The organism is Chryseobacterium sp. PMSZPI, from assembly GCF_002835665.1.
Lineage (GTDB): Bacteria > Bacteroidota > Bacteroidia > Flavobacteriales > Weeksellaceae > Chryseobacterium.
Genome location: NZ_PIZV01000060.1, coordinates 1 through 15,937 on the forward strand (window position 1 = coordinate 1; position 15,937 = coordinate 15,937).

Consider the following 15,937-nt stretch of genomic DNA (forward strand, 5'->3'; position numbering starts at 1 on the left):
ACCGGAGTGGTACTTCTGGAAACAGACCATACAAGGGATCTATTATATCCGATACCAAAAATTTTGGCACCGAAATCGATTCCTTTATTATCTGTTTTAGTTGTTGTGAATGAGAAATTACTCTGTAGGTTAATGATTTTCTTTGGAGAGGTGAAGGTAAGATTACCATTAGCTAAGCTTCCTGAACTTACGTATAAACCATCGCTAGGCTTTCTATATACAATATCCTGAATACCATCTCCATCGAAATCTATTAGATTTTGGGCATTTTTTGCCTCGGCTTTTGTAAAACCGAATAACCCTGATACCTGAAAATGTCCAAAAGGATTTTGTGTTGGCCATAAAATACTGATTCCTACGCCCGGGATTCTTCCGTTGATTCCCCATTCAAATGATGAATTCGCTTGAATTTTAGAAGGAGTAAGAGATGCCGGAAGATAAGGGAATGCATCCGCAATACTTGCATTGACATCCTTATCTGCCGTAAAGTTGGCTCCTGTAGTTTTTAAGTCATCATAATATTCAAGATCATGTCGGGAAGCAATGCCGCCGTTCTGATCGAGTTCTTGAATGCTTTGAAGAAGTGTTTTGTAAAATTGACCGGTGGTATAATTCATCTGATAACTTCTGATCAGCTGACCGTTATATCTTACATAGATTTTATTAAGCTTATAAGGCTCAATTCTTTTTACTCCCTGTTTAGCATTGATGCTGATATCCTGCCTTGTTACTGACGTTTCTCTTTCAAAGTCTACGCTATAAAGACCATTGGCACCGTCGTACCCTGTATAAATAATGCTTTTGATATGAAATACACGTCCTCCGTTAAGGTTGGCATTGTCTCCTGAGAAACCACCTGGAGAAACATTATCATAGACATACTTGATATTGTTTTTGTTTGGATCCTCTACTTTCCATATTCCCCAATGAACGATGTTTCCTGCCGGATTTGTGATAACAGATTGTGCATCAACTCCATTTTCGTCACCTCCGTAATAGGTTTTCATCCCGTCTGTACCAGTTACTACCCATCGATAGTTTGCAGGGCTGGAACCATATCTTTCGATTTTTGTAAAATCATGGTTTCTTCGTAAGAAAAAGACTTTTTTGTTGTTGGCAAAATTGTCTGTTCTTTTCTGTTTGTTGGTGGTATATATACCGCTGGTTTCATCAATGTCGTTATGCCTGTGGGGAAGGTAGCTTCCGTCATATACCAACATTTCGCCATTTAGAGAATATAATTCTGTTTCGTCTGAAGGACTGAAAACCGGGCTTCCCCATCTTGTATCGATGGTAATTGAAGACAATCCGCTGACGTCCCAACCTTCACCAAGCCATCCGTTTCCGTTACTACTGCTATAAGCTACCGATAGAGAAGGTTGCATTCCTTTTCTTCCTGATGGGATTACGATAGGGTAGGATACATTTGCATCTCCTTTCTGACTTGCAGAAGGAGGTTTTACAAATTGTACAGCAGAAGTAGGGTCACCAGCTTTAAGTCCACTGATGCTTGTTGGAGCAAATGCATTCGTTTGAGGGGATTCAGGAACCGAAATGATTCCGTTGATATAATCATTATCACCACTACTTTCAATAGTAACCGTCTTTGTCTTGGTATCCACTACCGCAGACTTTTCTACGATCCATTGCTTTTTATTGTAATCAAAATAAAAAGTCTTGATATCCTTAGGCGAAACCAATCCCAAACGCTTTTCATCGTAAGGAATAGTAAGCTTCACTTTTTTATTTAATTTCCCTGATACTACTGAAAATCTGTAAGCAGAGACTTCAGGAGTAATATTTTTAACGCCATTAGAAGTAGAAGGGAAATCTTTTGTTCTAAGCTTTAAAAATTGAACGGCTGCTGCTTCTGTACTTTCTTTTTCAATAGCTACACCAAGATTTTCGTAAGTAAAGCTATATTCTTTATCTTTTAAAATGTCAATGCTTTTTGCTGTAGCATAGTTATCGGCAGAGATTTTAAAAGAACGTGTTTCAGCAGGAATTTTAAATGCTTCTGTTACGCCTCCTGAAGATAAAGTAAAGGTACCTGCCGCCTTATCTTTTTCAGAAAGGGTGATGGTTTTTTCAAACTCTCCGTTCTGAGTAGCAACCTGTTCTGTATTGATAATAACATTTCCAGAGGAGATATTATTTCCTTTGATATATAGTTTATCACCAGAAAGAATCGTACTGATATTAAAATGATTTCCGGTTTTGTGGTTTTTGCCGAAGGTAATTTTAAGGTTCTTTACTTTATATTTTATTCCTGCTGAAGGAGAAGAAAACATAACGGTGTTTACTCCTGTGTGCAAAAGAGCAGAGCTGATTTCTTCTCTCTGATGTGTCCAGGAAGTGTTTGGAACGATAATTTCTCCTCCCACAGCGATATTACGGTTGACAGATCTTGGAACCGATTCGTGTGAAGCAAGTCCAAAAAGATCATATTCAAGATAAGCCGGTACGTTTTCTTTAGCACCGGAAGATAGATCTACTGTAAAGAAATTGTCCGAAATACGATCTTCTTCGTTTTCAGAGAATGTTCCTATGGTTCCTTGCTTTTCTCTTGCTTCATGTGAAATGGTTTCAATAGAAAGCGGCTCTTCCGAAAAAGAAGTAGGTATTACAGTATTCTGTACAAGATCAGTAGCTGGATGAGTATCGGATTCTAAAATACTTTTCAAAAGCATTTTATCTTCTTTTGCCAGAACGTTCTCTTCGGTCTGATTTTGATGAGGAGGATCTTCAGTCAGAAGTTTCTGAGTTCGATCTTTCTTCCATCTGCTCATGAGCTCCTTCTTGAACTCGCGCACGCGATCTCTGTCCCTGCGTGTAAAGCTGGCAAAGACAAACATGCAGGCAAAAAAGCACACCAAAAGTATGGGCTTCTTTGTAAAAGGAAGTCTTTTGATATTTATTTTCATGGTTTTCTGTTAGTCGACGATTAGTTTAAAAGTTTTTATGATTTTTCCGTTCTGGGTCAGATTCACGATATATGAACTCTGAATTCCTAATTGCCCTAAGTAATGGTTTGAGTTTCTGTCTATCTTTTCCAGTTTAACCAATCTGCCGGCACCGTCATAAACTGATATTTCCAGATTTTCCATAGGAGGGAATACAACCGTAAAGTTTTGTCCCTTTTTTACAGGATTTGGATAAAGAACGATCTTATCAAGATTTATTGTGGACTCTGTTTCATTATGAATGGAGGATTGTCCTGAAGTATTAGTTTCTCTTGGATCTTTAAGACTGCTGGAGGCAAATGTAAAATAGTTATGATCTCCTTCCCTTGAAAAATCTACACGACTGAAATCGATGTAGTTTTCATTTTCAACACCCTGGATTTTAGTGATATTACCTGAAGCATTTTTTAGGAACATCCAGTATACTAAAGAATTTCGATCAGGATTTATTACCGTTTTATTGATTCTTACCTTATAATTGGATTTTGGAATTTTAGAACCAATAAAATTGATCTCCCAGTTTCTTTCAAGAACATTAAAATTTCCGTCTCGTTTCAAAGAAAGATCTTTTCCGTCGTCCGACCACATTACAAAATTTTTGTCATCAAGTTGTGTGGGGTTTTCTCCATTAATCCTTTTAATATCATTCATTCCTATGGTGAGGAAAAGATCAGCCTGGTTTACCGATTGTTTCTGATAAAGCTCATTACCATCATCCCTTCCTAAACCTGTAGGGCGAAATTGATAATCCTTATGTTTGGCCGGATCCCAAATCACATCACCTGTACTGGAATAATATTTTCCTTTTTCCAGGGAGATACCATATTTAATGGAGAGGTAAGAATGGATTTTTCCAAGTTCAAGTTTATTTTCTCTTTTAGGAATAAATACGAGTTCATAGAGGTTTTTATCATCAAAGCGTATTTCAAGTGTATCCTTTTTCTGGAGAGCGTCTGAAGTGCTCACGAAGGAAAAAATACTTGGTTTCTGTCGTATTTCAAGTTTTTTCCCCGTTTCATTTTTTTGGAATATATTGTTTCCCAGAGAGGAATGGGTGTCCTTATTTTCCCATATCGTTTCTTTGTCTTTGGATATGTGAACAAGGCTTAAGGTGTGGCTTTTGTTCCGGCTATACCGGATATATTTTTTTGCAGAGCGGTTTTTAATTCCGCAATGGAAGTTAAGCAGTGTTCCGTCACTGCATCCCGAATCTTCGCGGGTACCGGGAATTGTCCGTTCCCAAAGCTGTACTTCCGGCTTCGTCAACTGTGAATACACAGCTCCGGAGCATGATAGAAGCAGCACGGCCAGAAGCTTTGGCCGAATGAATCTGTTATACATATGCTATTAGTTTTTTTAATTATCTCGATAAAATCATTAAAATGCGAAGTACTCTGCAGAGTATGCGGACCTAAACGTATTTTTTAATGTGGGGGGATACCCCCAAAAATGGCAAGGAAAGAACCTCCTGCCCAAGGAAATAGTAGTTCTTAAGTTGTTCATGTTAGCGTGTTATTAGTTTTAGCAAATGTAATGAAAGATCTCTGATGTTTGTGTGTTTTTTATTAATAAATTTTTAATAAATATTAAAATAAATTAAAATTAGATATGTTTATTTCTTCAAATGTTGATTGTTCTTACGGTTAAAAGGTGTTTGTTTTTTATTAAATCTGTTTATTGGGATATATTGTGTTGGTGTTAAAAATATCTTTCGGTGAAATTTCCCAAAACAGAGATTCTGTTACAACTTACCTTAATTGAGATACTTTAATTGTTCGCACTCTTCTGAACTTTGTCATGCAAAAACAACAGAGTATAAATGCTTTAAAATATTGATGATTACTATCACTCCCAATGATATGTTAGGTTGATTCTTTATTTTAAAATATAAAATGAAAAACAAAATGCAAACAATATTAGGAGCCAGCGGGCAGATTGGCGAAGAACTGGCAAGAGAATTAAAAAGAAATTTTACTTCGGAAATTCGTATTGTCAGCAGAGATGCTAAAAAAGTAAATGATACGGATGAGGTATTTTCGGCAGATTTGTCTATTCGTGAAAAAGCTATTGAGGCCGTAAAAGGAAGTGAGATTGCTTATTTTACATTAGGACTTCCCATCAGTTCGGATCTTTGGGAAAAACAGTTTCCATTAATACTTCGTCATGTAATTGATGCTTGTAAAATTAATGAAACAAAGCTTGTGTTCTTTGATAATACTTATATGTATCCGCAAGATGATAGGGTTTTAACTGAAGATACCGTATTTGATCCGGTAGGAAGAAAGGGAAGAGTAAGAAGAGAAATGGCAGACATGGTGTTGAAGGAAATTCAGACCGGTGAGCTGAAAGCGGTAATTTGCCGTGCCCCAGAGTTTTATGGTCCCGGAAAAACACAAAGTATTACCAATACATTGGTTTTTAATAATATCAAGGAAGGAAAGAAATTAAAGGTACCATTGAGTACTCATAAAAAAAGAAGCCTGATCTGGACACCTGATGCGAGCCGTGCTACAGCACTGATTGGAAATACCCCTGATGCGTATGGGCAAACATGGCATCTTCCGGTAGATAAAAGTCATCCGACTTATCAAGGATTCATCAGAATTGCTTCCGAGATTTATGGTAGAGATCTGAAATATTCTGTAATTCCTAAATTTGTTTTTAAGATCGGATCATTTTTCAACCCAAAAGTAAAAGAATTATTGGAGCTACTCCCAAGATATGAATACGATAATATATTTGATGATTCAAAGTTCAGAAACAGATTTCCTGAATTTCAGGTAACGACTTATAAACAAGGAATTAGCCAGATTAAAGACGAACAGTTTTCAGGAAAACAATAAAACTGTAACTTAGAATTAATTTTATACATCATATTCAAATCTGAAAATCAATTTATGAAAACTCCGGATAAAGTTTCGTCAATTAGCACTTTACATCAATTTTTAGGATTGAAGAAGTCATCAAATCCGTTGATCAGTGTGTTCAATTTTGATGATGTGAAGCTGGAATCCGAAACGATTCTTAATGCAATCATCACAGATTTTTATGTAGTGGCGCTTAAAAAAGATTGCGCAGGAGGGAAGTGCAGGTATGGGCAACAGTATTATGATTTTGATGAAGGAATTATGTATTTTATTGCTCCCAATCAGGTTTTGCAGTTTGATAATATACTCTTGAACGGGGTGAAAGGATTTGTGTTGGTCGTACACCCTGATTTCTTTCAAGGTTATCCTTTAGCGACAAAAGTAAAAGACTACGGATTTTTTTCCTATGCAGCGAATGAGGCTCTGAATCTTTCCGAGAAAGAAGAAAAGTCCATTGTCGATATCATTGATAATATAGAACGGGAAATAGAAGCCAATATGGATTCTTTCACGCAGGATTTGCTTGTATCTAATCTTGATCTCTTGTTGAAATACTCCGATCGTTTTTATAACCGTCAGTTTTTGACGAGAAAGAAAGTCAATAATGATTTGCTTTCAAAATTGGAAACAATATTGGATGATTATTTTAAGAATGATAAACTGATTGTGGATGGTATTCCTACCGTCCATTTTATAGCCAACGAACTGAACTTAAGTGCCAATTATCTCAGCGATATGCTTCGGGTACAGACAGGGCAAACCACACAGCAACATATTCAAAACCGGCTGATTGAAAAGGCAAAAGAATTATTATCTACCACAGACATGTCGGTTTCCGAAATTGCCTATCATTTAGGCTTTGAACATCCTCAGTCTTTTCATCGGCTTTTTAAAAATCGTACCTCTTTATCACCCTTAGAATTTAGAGCATCGTTTAACTAAATTATGTAGACCCCAAAATCCAGAGATTAGGTTACAATTGACTGGAGGAAGGAGACTGAAAGTTATTTTCAGTTATAATGATTGATAGGCGACAATGCCATTAATTTTTGCTTTAAGATTGATAAAAACAAATGAATCATTATTCTTTATGACTTTCATAACTTCCAGCTTCAAAATTTTTTTATCCCTAACTGATATCAGATAAACTCGTTTTTAATTTTACTAGGAATTACATTATATTTTCTTTTAAATGCTGCAGAGAAGTGCCTTGGATTTTTATACCCAACAATTTCGGATATTTCATTAATATTTAAATCTCCTTCAAGAAGCATTTTTTTGGCATGCTCCATTTTTATATCGTTCCAGAAATTAAATACAGTTGTTCCGAACAGTTCCTTAAATCCTTTTTTTAAGGTAAATTCATTGGTTCCTACCCGATGTGCAAGGTCAATTAATGAACAGTTTTGATGAAGGTTATTGACAATAAAATCTCTTACAGCATAGATTTTTTCTTCATCTTTTTTAAGTATGGAAGATTTGGAGGATTTGCTTTTAAAAAGTTGTTCCAGCTGCAAAAGAAGGAGTTCAGCCACTTTAGCTTCAAGGTAAATTCTTTTAAAAACACCTTTTCTGTCACAGTGGATAATATCGTTAAGAATTTGATACATCTCCAGACTGATTTTGTGATGGTCCGGATGGATAAGAGCTGAATGTTGTTTGTCAATAGAACTTCTGAAAATGTTGAATAGTTCAGAATCTTCAGGAAGAAATCGCTTAAAAAAGTCCGGTGCTAAATTGATTTCCAGAATCTGCATTTCTTGCCCATCAAATTCCATTTGACCACACATTTGATGCGCATAAATAATATTATGTTGATAGCTGTCAAAGCATACTTTATAACCAAAGTTTTCTGAAAGAGCAGAACTCTTACCTTTCAATGAGAAATGCATTTCAACACTTTCAAAATCAGCTTCAAAATAAAGCAATATCTTGTTTTCCAGAGATGCATTTCCAAAGCCGATATGAACATTTTCAAAACAGATTTCATGATAATATCCGTTTCCGTAAGGAGGTTTCAGATAAGTAATGCACTCTTTGATATCACCATCATCCATGAAATAAGCATTGGGATATGGTTTTTCTACCAATCTTCCTCCAATTTTATCGTCGTAAATTCGTAATGTCATTATTACTCTATTTTTTAATTAGAATTCTCCTTTTTACGGACTTTTTACTCCTTATTGCGTACCTGTATGTGTTGCTTTAGATATTACTTTTGCACAAAGATAATAATTATTTAGAATGATTCTTAATAACAACTTGTTTTTAATCATACGAAATGGAATAATAAATAAAAGAAAAAGGACAATGAAAAAATATGAAACAATACAGGGTGAATTTACTGTAACCGGAAAAAAATACATTACTCCGCATTATATCAGGATTTTTCTTACGGGTGAAAAAGTTTCTCAAATTGCCAATACAACGATTGGAGTTAATAATAAAATCCTTATTCCTCCAAAAGGAGTGAATACCATTCACTTCCCTGAATTTGATTATGAAAAAATGCAATGGAAACCTCAGCCGGAAAATATACGCCCGAGTATTCGAACATATACCCATCGGGGAATTGATCTTGCTAAAAATGAAATATGGATTGATTTTGTAGCTCATGGAGATGAAGGGCCGGCATCAGCCTGGGCCATCAACGCCAAAGAAGGTGATGTGTTAGGAATTTTAATGAAAGACGGAAAAACCGAGTTATACGCAAAAGCCACCAACTACTTTTTGGTAGGCGACGCAACGGGAATTCCCGTCATTGCTTCGATTCTGGAGGATTTACCACCATCATCAAAAGGGATCTGTATTCTTGAAGTAGATAGCAAAATTGATGAACTGGAATTGCAGACATTAGCAGATATCAGGTTTATCTGGGTTCATAATGAAAATCCCCAAAAAGGAAGTCGATTGGCGGAGATCGTCAAGCAACAAACCCTACCGGAGGAATCCCGTTCAGGATATGTGGCTGCAGAATTTTCATCTGTTAAAGAAATCCGTCATTATCTCCGAAAAGAAAAACAGTGGAAACAGGAAGAGTTATATGCGTATTCATATTGGAAATCGGGAGTAGCTGAAGATAAATCAGCGACAGAAAGACATGAGGAAAATGCAGCTAAATAAACGATTTTAAAATATGAAATATTCAAATAAAATAAACTGGTCTTTTGCAGCAGCAATAACGGTATCTCTTTGTTGGCTGACTGGTGATATTTTTGTTGCCGGATTCGATCCGAACCCTGCTGATTATCCATTGTTTTCAAAGACGTATGCTGATCAGGTAAATGTAGAATTTGCGACTTTAATGTTGGAGGGATCAACATCTCGTTTGATGTTCGGAGCCTTGATCGGAGCCCTTACAGGTCCGTTGTTGCTGCCGGCAACCTGGTTGGTTTTTCAATTTTTTAAAGAGACTCAACAATGGTATTCGGATTTTGTTTATTGGGTTTTGCTGGTAGGGGCGGTATTATCTCCTTTGGGCCATGCCGGATTCTTTTATGTTGGCGAAATCTACAAAGCGATATATCATACGGATCCGATTGCCCATTCCTATCTTTTAGAAACAGGCAGAGGATTTATGAAAATGCTTAATATCGCCTGGGGAGCAGCCATCGTAGTTTTGGCAGTCGGCTGGATCTCATTTGTAATATGCATTATATTGAATAAAACTTTGCTTCCAAGATGGATGGCACTATTGACTCCATTTGTTCTGACTTTGTTTATCATTCCTATAAAAGGATTATTACCCCTTCCTTATTCGGGCTGGGTTGGGGGAGCGATATTTAATATTGCTTATTTAGTATTCTTTAGTTCATTGCTGTTGTTTTTTAGAAAGAGACTTAATCATGTTTAAAATAAAACTAATAACCATGATCTTTGCATAGTAAATTTGAAATTGAGCACTAAAAAAGTGCTCAATTTTTATAAAGATATGAATGTAAATCGACTTTTATTAGTATGAAAAATATCCTGACGAGTAGAAGCAAATATAAGCTTATAATTTAGTCTCAGTTAGAAGTAGAACGAAATAGGAATCAAGATTTTTGAGTACCTTAGGATAATCAAAAAATAATAACCATTAAAATTTAAAATCATGAAAAAAACAATATTCATTGGTTTTCTTTTCTTCAATATTTCCATTATAAGTGCACAATTGATAGAGTCGGGAAGTCACAATACAAATGGCTATATTAAATCGGACGGAACGATTGAAAGCAGTAGCCATTCTACGGTAGGTTACGTTAAAAAAGACGGTACCATAGAGAATAGCAGCCATTCTACTTTGGGGTACATCAAAGATGATGGAACAGTAGAAAATAGCAGTCACAGTACGATTGGTTATGCTAAAGGAATAAAAAAAGAATGGGCAGCAGTCGTTTATTTCTTTTTTAAACTTAACTGATCATTGGCTTTGTAATTTCCCGCAGATCACACAAATTCCGCAGATCAGCATAATCGATCCAACTTTCGAGAGGATTTATTTTCATCATCAATGGACGAATACTTTATGAATATGGGATCAAGAGCAAAAGCTGGAGCTTAGAATATTTAGATCTATTTAATTTAAAAATTTCACGCAAAGGATTTCTATTATTTGGTGTTGTATTTTGGAAGCAAAGGTTGAATCAATTGTATTGATTCTTTCTAAGCGTACGCATATCTACATCGCTTCATCAGCGATTTTTGTCGCTCTCTTAGGTCCCTTATCAATGATCAATTGCATCTTGTCTTTGCATCTAAATAAAATTTCAGTATAAAGTTTTTAGAGGAGTAAAAATATAATTCATTTTTTACCTAGTCCCCAAGTTTTGTACCTGATCCTGAATATGTCCTAGTTTGAGATTGTATATCTGACTTTTCGTATTTCCTAATTAACGATCAAGTCTGTAAATATATTCCTCAATCTCCATTTGTCTGGCGTTGGCGAAACCAATGTCAGTACCGATTTTAACAAAGCCATTTTTTTCCAGGACTTTCTGCGAACCAAGATTGTCAAAGGCAACGCGTCCAAAAATGGGCCTGTTTTTTTCTAGGGTAAGAAAATTTTTCAACGCTGATGATGCAACGCCTTTTCCCCAGAATTCTTTATCAATCCAGTAGGTAATTTCTGTATCACCCATCATAACAAACTTGGCAATGCTTCCTGCAATCATTGAATCAGCTATAATGGTCTGGTTGTTGACTGTCGGATCATTCAGTAATTTGGTGTACTTGGCTAGATAAGTCTCTTTATTGACGGTATCTTTTGAAGTAAATGCAGCAAGGTGTCTGCCTTCCTGGTCAAGCTGAAATTGAAAAAGAAGATCGAGATCCTCAACCGTTGTAGGTCTGAGTTGTATCTCATATTGAGTATTATTCATTTTGGTCGATTTTTTAGTGTATCGTCAAATATAATTAAATATTGAGGTGGAAAGTGAACTTGTGGTATGCCTAAGTCAATAACTACTGTTGGCCAGGATGTTGGAATAATCAATTTAATTCGGTTTCTTGTTTTTAGTGCTAAACTTTACTATTAGGTTTACCAGGTTTAAAATATTTAATAATAAAATTGAAAATATCCAAATCCAATAGGCCGAATCTAACTCTATTATTTTTCCATTTCTACCGCTTTCGCTAACTAAAATTTCATTCCATTTTATAAAACTTATTGAAACTCCAAATGCTAAAAAGGAAAACAATATTCCAATTTGAGGATACTTTTTTGAAAAAAACAGCGAATTTAATGCAAGAATATTCGAGGACCAAACCAAAGTTTCAAATATTCCACCTCCTAAAAAAGCAAAAAATCCGGATAAAAATAGTTCCAGTCCGGAATATTTTTTAATTCCATCATAATCTTGAACTACTAAAGCATTAAAACATAGCGAAAGCAAGAAGAAAAATATAATCAGAATTTGATATTTATATTTTTTAAACCAAGATTTTATTTTCATTAAGATCATCTGATATTTTTATTCCCGAATATAAATACTATTATCAATTCTACAAAATGAGCCGCATGCGATATGATACTTGATGAAAATGATAATTTAATGCAGATTTAATGCTGAGGTCATCTTAATAACAATGGAATCCGGTAGTTTCGTAAGCAATTTACAAATTATTAAATCCTATTATTTACTTAAAAACTAATCATGATTCAAAGACAAATACTTGGATGGATGCTTATGCTTGCTGTGACGGGCATCGGATGTCAGAATAATCAATTGACTTCAGCTTCGATGGAGGAAGAGTTTTCTTCAAAATCCAATACCGGCAGACTCGCTGCGACAGATGTTAGTGTTAATCCTTTTGTAGATACCGGTGCTTATATCAGTTCCGGTTTTAGCTTTTTAAATCCTTCCCAAATTAATAAAAATCGACAGGCCATTGGCGGGAATGCTTATACTGAAGTCTACGGATTCAATATTCCGGAAGAAAACAGGGTAAGGGGTATTCGGTGGAACACTGATGATGAAACGACATCGATCTGGAGGCCGCAGGGTATTGCCGGATTTACCAAAGATGGCGTTCGGTACCTGTTGGTGAGTTGGTATGCAAAGGATGATGCTGAATATAAAGGTTCACGTATTACTCTGATTGACATTAGCCCAAGTTCAAGTACTTATTTAACGTATCGGCATATTTTGCTGGTACAACCTGATATTCCGACAAGTACAGCCACGTATACCCAGTATGGTTCTTTTGCTTCATTGAAAGTACATGCCGGAGGTATTGCTTATTTTAAAGGCAAAGTGTACCTCAGCAGTACCAATTTGGGAGTTCGCATATTCGATCTTGATAAAATTATTGAGGTGAGTACAGGAGACAATACGAATGATAAATGTGGTAAAGATGCCAATGGTAATTTATTCGCCTTCAACTATCGGTATATATTGCCCCAAACAGGATATCAGAAGATCAATAATGCAAATCCGTTCTCTACCATACAGGTTAATGATGAAGGGACTCAGCTCTGGACCGGACAATATTATGCAGGCAGTGCTGATGCTTCCATTGTCCCTAAGGTTTTTGGTTTTCCTGTAGACACCAGCGGAATGCTTCAAAACTCGGGAATAATTGCCGTAGTTCCCAAGAATAGCCTTTTTGCAGATAATCATGCCCATGGTATCCAGGGTGTATTTAGAAAAGGGAACAGAACATGGCTTTCCTGTACCGGATCTCCAAGCAATTCTTACGGTTCCAATGCCAGACTGGCAAGATATACCGATGGGGCTGATGACACCGTGCGTTACCGATGGCCATATGGTGCAGAATCCCTTTATTATGAATCCCAATATAATTATCTGTGGAGTCTTACAGAATATGAGCCCAATGCCGGAGCGCAGAATGGAAGCCAGGTCAACAGATGTATTTTTGCAGTGGATTTTTCAAAATATGAATAGCAGCAAATACAAAATATTTAAAAATAAAAACCATCATAACGCAATGATGGTTTTGTTTTGATAATGATCTATTGAGAATTTAAATTCTTTCTTTTCTGCACGATTAGAAGAGGAGCAGATTTCTTCCAACTTCACAAAAAGCGGATTGTTGAATGTTGGCAATTTATAAAAAACATTCTTGACACCGGCTGGAAATGTTTTAAAAAGTTAGCGGACAAGAAACCAGATTGCAGCAGCAATTCCGGCATAAGCAGTCACCGTAATAATATCAGCTATGGGTTGTGAGAAGCGTTTTTCTGCAATTCTTTCACTATTGATCTGGTTCTTATGGAATTTTAGAATTTTTTTAGGATTATGAACCGGGTGTGCCACCAGACTATCTCTTTCCCATTTATCAACGATTATTTTATAACTCCTGCCGTCAACGTCAATTTTCACATTTTTACCTGCGGCAAGTTTCTCCTGAATGTTAACCGGAATAGGTGCTTGTTGAGCATTCATGTTTTGGGGACTAGCTGTTGTTCCGGAAGGAATATTGGCAGGAGCTGAACCTCTTTTAGATTCCTGTTTATTGTCGGTTGTTGTCTCCACTTGCTTTTTTACCTGGTAAGTATAGCAACTGGCAAGGGAAAATAATACAATGATGAGATAAAAATTCTTTCGCATTAGCCAAATTTAATAATTTAACGGAATATTTAGTGTTTTCTTTTGAAAGATATTGTTAAAAAAGGAATTTTAGATAATATTGTTGTTAGAATGTTTAATTTATAGTATTAAAACTACCCGAAAGGAATTATAAGATAACAGGAAAATAAGATTGTAGAATTTTGAAGAAATAGAATCTTCAAAATTGTGAGTATTTTAGAGAGTGACATTAGGGTTTTCCGTAATTAATATATTATTATTTCTTGTATGTTTACAGGTAAAAAACTTATATGTTGCTAACCTTAATTAATATTTCATTTGGTGTTGGTGAATTTTTTTCAACAATATTCTTAATCTTGATTATTTTATCATTCTGTGCATATCTCTATAGGACTTCGAAATATGAAAAATTTCAGAAATCTAAATATGCAATTTCATGTCTTTCAATCATGCTAACTTTACATTTAGTAGTCTTTCCTTTTTTGTACACCTTGATGCTCAAAAATAATCCGGCTAGTTTTGAATTTAAAACTGCTATCCATGATAATCGGAAAAAGGTGGTGCTTAATGAATGGATTGATGATTCTAAAAATATTCCTTATGAGATTAAATATCTAGAAAATATTAAACTCTCAAATTATAAAATATTAAACAAAACATTAAATGAACTGAAGCAACTGACATTTACAGAAGGAAGTATAGTACATAGCGATATCAATTTTAATATTCCTGGTAAAGATTATATGGCTACCATTTATGTTTTTGATAAAAATGGCACTTTGAAAAAGCAATTACACAAAAATGGAGGATATACTGAATTAGATTCTATGAAATTTGGAAAGGTGTTAACTGAAGATATTAATTATCTAAAAAAAGAACTTCATTACTACAAAGTTAAAAAAGCTGAATTAGACAGAAATAATTTTTGGACTTTTGCAACATTACTTCCATATAGTATATCTTCTATTTTTACAGGAAATATGTCTCCATTAACACCAATGGCTAATGTATTCTACACTTTTCATTATATTTTAATCTATTGTATTGGAATAGGTGTTTTTCTTCATTTTTTAATTCTAAATCTAGAGTTAATTATTAGAAATCGTAAATCTTAATTTTGAATTTTATAACTGTAATTATTGCAAAATGTATTATAGTTTTTCATAAAATAAAAAATCTCAGCATTGCTGAGATTTGAAAGTTTCTTCGGGTAATTTTAAAATCATTTTGAATCTCCAGGTTTGTGTTTGTGAGGTTTTAGATCTGGATGTTTTGGTTTTACTTCTGGAGTAACTCTTCTCCTTCTGTCTGGAGTTCCATCAGGTTTGTTAGGTTTTGGACCTGGTTTAATTGCTTTAATTGTTTTCATAATAAATTTATTAATATGTTGAATTTAAGTAGAATAAAACGTTTGGAGTTATGGAAAACCGTATTGTTCGGAATTTCATGATTATTTTAATTGATTTTTCATTCTCTAATGATTAATAATTATAATGTCGAAATCACCCGAAGTGGTTCGTATAATAGAGTGAGATCTCTTATATTTGATTCGGCTCACTGGCTGAAGTAAGTGAAACCTAAACTTTAAAATTTCTTATCTGAAATAATGATGAATACAGATACTATAAGATTTAATAGGTTGATTCCTGAATTATTAGTGACAAATATTGAAAATTCTAAGAAGTTTTATATTGAACAATTGGGATTTACACTGGAGTATGAAAGAGAAGAAGACTATTTTGCATTCATTTCATATGAAGGCTCTCAACTTATGCTTGAACAGGATTGTCGCGATTCCTGGATGACTGATGAACTTGTTTTTCCCAGAGGTCGGGGTATTAATTTTCAGATTGAAGTAAATCGCCTGGATGATATTATTGATAAAATTAAAGCTAATAAGTTAACGTATTTTAGAGAACCAAAAGAAGTTTGGTACAGAATAAATACAGTCGAAGAAGGTGTTAAGGAGCTTCTTATACAAGATTTTGACGGATATCTTTTGAGGTTTCAACAATATCTTGGAGAACGGGAAATAAGTCAGTAAACTTTTATTTTTTCAATCTGGTGAGAACTTTGA

15 protein-coding genes are annotated in these 15,937 nt (G+C 34.9%); 8 read left to right on the forward strand and 7 right to left on the reverse strand.

Going from position 1 to position 15,937, the window contains the following annotated elements; translation table 11 throughout:
• Nucleotides 1-2,924 (reverse strand): SpvB/TcaC N-terminal domain-containing protein (locus CW752_RS11945; RefSeq protein WP_228401729.1); only part of this gene is annotated, 2,924 nt, incomplete at its 3' end.
• 9 nt (nucleotides 2,925-2,933) lie between these two features.
• Nucleotides 2,934-4,304 carry a T9SS type A sorting domain-containing protein gene (locus tag CW752_RS11950; RefSeq protein ID WP_101239944.1) on the reverse strand — a complete coding sequence of 457 codons (1,371 nt, stop codon included), beginning with the start codon at nucleotides 4,302-4,304 and terminating at the stop codon, nucleotides 2,934-2,936.
• A gap of 563 nt (nucleotides 4,305-4,867) precedes the next feature.
• Here CW752_RS11950 and CW752_RS11955 point away from each other — a divergent pair.
• Nucleotides 4,868-5,806 carry an NAD-dependent epimerase/dehydratase family protein gene (locus CW752_RS11955; protein WP_101240007.1) on the forward strand — a complete coding sequence of 313 codons (939 nt, stop codon included), beginning with the start codon at nucleotides 4,868-4,870 and terminating at the stop codon, nucleotides 5,804-5,806.
• A 54-nt stretch (nucleotides 5,807-5,860) separates the two neighbouring features.
• On the forward strand, nucleotides 5,861-6,772 hold the full coding sequence (locus CW752_RS11960) for a helix-turn-helix domain-containing protein (protein WP_101239945.1): 912 nt from the start codon (nucleotides 5,861-5,863) through the stop codon (nucleotides 6,770-6,772).
• A 197-nt stretch (nucleotides 6,773-6,969) separates the two neighbouring features.
• On the opposite strand, the gene CW752_RS11965 is transcribed toward CW752_RS11960, so the two are convergent.
• The gene (locus CW752_RS11965; protein ID WP_101239946.1) at nucleotides 6,970-7,959 is read right to left on the reverse strand and encodes a helix-turn-helix transcriptional regulator; all 990 of its coding nucleotides are present in this window, start codon (nucleotides 7,957-7,959) and stop codon (nucleotides 6,970-6,972) included.
• 181 nt (nucleotides 7,960-8,140) lie between these two features.
• Between CW752_RS11965 and CW752_RS11970 the strand changes: the two genes are divergently transcribed.
• The 3 genes from CW752_RS11970 (at nucleotide 8,141) to CW752_RS11980 (ending at nucleotide 10,232) form a co-directional block, all read left to right on the forward strand.
• Nucleotides 8,141-8,953, forward strand: a complete 813-nt coding sequence (locus CW752_RS11970; RefSeq protein ID WP_101240008.1) for a siderophore-interacting protein — start codon at nucleotides 8,141-8,143, stop codon at nucleotides 8,951-8,953.
• A 13-nt stretch (nucleotides 8,954-8,966) separates the two neighbouring features.
• Nucleotides 8,967-9,683, forward strand: a complete 717-nt coding sequence (locus CW752_RS11975; protein WP_101239947.1) for a DUF6796 family protein — start codon at nucleotides 8,967-8,969, stop codon at nucleotides 9,681-9,683.
• Between the two features lie 240 nt (nucleotides 9,684-9,923).
• Nucleotides 9,924-10,232, forward strand: coding sequence for a 5-fold beta-flower protein (locus CW752_RS11980; RefSeq protein ID WP_101239948.1), 309 nt, complete (start codon nucleotides 9,924-9,926; stop codon nucleotides 10,230-10,232).
• Nucleotides 10,233-10,701: 469 nt separating this feature from the next.
• Here the strand turns inward: CW752_RS11980 and CW752_RS11985 are convergent, their stop codons facing one another.
• Together CW752_RS11985 and CW752_RS11990 are read right to left on the reverse strand one after the other, a co-directional pair.
• Nucleotides 10,702-11,190, reverse strand: coding sequence for a GNAT family N-acetyltransferase (locus CW752_RS11985; protein ID WP_101239949.1), 489 nt, complete (start codon nucleotides 11,188-11,190; stop codon nucleotides 10,702-10,704).
• 114 nt (nucleotides 11,191-11,304) lie between these two features.
• On the reverse strand, nucleotides 11,305-11,763 hold the full coding sequence (locus CW752_RS11990; protein WP_133121686.1) for a hypothetical protein: 459 nt from the start codon (nucleotides 11,761-11,763) through the stop codon (nucleotides 11,305-11,307).
• A 201-nt stretch (nucleotides 11,764-11,964) separates the two neighbouring features.
• Between CW752_RS11990 and CW752_RS11995 the strand changes: the two genes are divergently transcribed.
• Nucleotides 11,965-13,215: a hypothetical protein gene (locus CW752_RS11995; RefSeq protein WP_101239951.1), complete on the forward strand. Its 1,251-nt coding sequence runs from the start codon at nucleotides 11,965-11,967 to the stop codon at nucleotides 13,213-13,215.
• A 207-nt stretch (nucleotides 13,216-13,422) separates the two neighbouring features.
• On the opposite strand, the gene CW752_RS12000 is transcribed toward CW752_RS11995, so the two are convergent.
• A complete protein-coding gene (locus CW752_RS12000; RefSeq protein WP_101239952.1) occupies nucleotides 13,423-13,881 on the reverse strand; it encodes a hypothetical protein in 459 nt (152 codons plus the stop codon).
• A gap of 269 nt (nucleotides 13,882-14,150) precedes the next feature.
• On the opposite strand from CW752_RS12000, the gene CW752_RS12005 reads away from it, so the two are divergent.
• Nucleotides 14,151-14,975 (forward strand): hypothetical protein, encoded by an 825-nt coding sequence (locus tag CW752_RS12005; RefSeq protein ID WP_133121687.1) that lies wholly within the window; start codon nucleotides 14,151-14,153, stop codon nucleotides 14,973-14,975.
• A 107-nt stretch (nucleotides 14,976-15,082) separates the two neighbouring features.
• Here the strand turns inward: CW752_RS12005 and CW752_RS16930 are convergent, their stop codons facing one another.
• Complete coding sequence (locus CW752_RS16930) at nucleotides 15,083-15,229, reverse strand: hypothetical protein (protein ID WP_185117623.1); 147 nt, start codon at nucleotides 15,227-15,229, stop codon at nucleotides 15,083-15,085.
• A gap of 237 nt (nucleotides 15,230-15,466) precedes the next feature.
• Here CW752_RS16930 and CW752_RS12010 point away from each other — a divergent pair, with 237 nt between their 5' ends.
• Nucleotides 15,467-15,904, forward strand: coding sequence for a bleomycin resistance protein (locus CW752_RS12010; protein ID WP_101239954.1), 438 nt, complete (start codon nucleotides 15,467-15,469; stop codon nucleotides 15,902-15,904).
• Nucleotides 15,905-15,937 lie beyond the last annotated feature (33 nt).

Excerpts from the sequence above, each read along its gene's own strand:
- CW752_RS11950 (WP_101239944.1), bottom strand. The coding sequence starts at position 4,304 with ATGTATAACAGATTCATTCGGCCAAAGCTTCTGGCCGTGCTGCTTCTA.
- CW752_RS11970 (WP_101240008.1), top strand. The coding sequence starts at position 8,141 with ATGAAAAAATATGAAACAATACAGGGTGAATTTACTGTAACCGGAAAA.
- CW752_RS16930 (WP_185117623.1), bottom strand. The coding sequence starts at position 15,229 with ATGAAAACAATTAAAGCAATTAAACCAGGTCCAAAACCTAACAAACCT.
- CW752_RS11960 (WP_101239945.1), top strand. The coding sequence starts at position 5,861 with ATGAAAACTCCGGATAAAGTTTCGTCAATTAGCACTTTACATCAATTT.
- CW752_RS11965 (WP_101239946.1), bottom strand. The coding sequence starts at position 7,959 with ATGACATTACGAATTTACGACGATAAAATTGGAGGAAGATTGGTAGAA.
- CW752_RS11975 (WP_101239947.1), top strand. The coding sequence starts at position 8,967 with ATGAAATATTCAAATAAAATAAACTGGTCTTTTGCAGCAGCAATAACG.
- CW752_RS12000 (WP_101239952.1), bottom strand. The coding sequence starts at position 13,881 with ATGCGAAAGAATTTTTATCTCATCATTGTATTATTTTCCCTTGCCAGT.
- CW752_RS11985 (WP_101239949.1), bottom strand. The coding sequence starts at position 11,190 with ATGAATAATACTCAATATGAGATACAACTCAGACCTACAACGGTTGAG.
- CW752_RS11955 (WP_101240007.1), top strand. The coding sequence starts at position 4,868 with ATGCAAACAATATTAGGAGCCAGCGGGCAGATTGGCGAAGAACTGGCA.
- CW752_RS12005 (WP_133121687.1), top strand. The coding sequence starts at position 14,151 with ATGTTGCTAACCTTAATTAATATTTCATTTGGTGTTGGTGAATTTTTT.
- CW752_RS11995 (WP_101239951.1), top strand. The coding sequence starts at position 11,965 with ATGATTCAAAGACAAATACTTGGATGGATGCTTATGCTTGCTGTGACG.
- CW752_RS12010 (WP_101239954.1), top strand. The coding sequence starts at position 15,467 with ATGATGAATACAGATACTATAAGATTTAATAGGTTGATTCCTGAATTA.
- CW752_RS11990 (WP_133121686.1), bottom strand. The coding sequence starts at position 11,763 with ATGAAAATAAAATCTTGGTTTAAAAAATATAAATATCAAATTCTGATT.
- CW752_RS11980 (WP_101239948.1), top strand. The coding sequence starts at position 9,924 with ATGAAAAAAACAATATTCATTGGTTTTCTTTTCTTCAATATTTCCATT.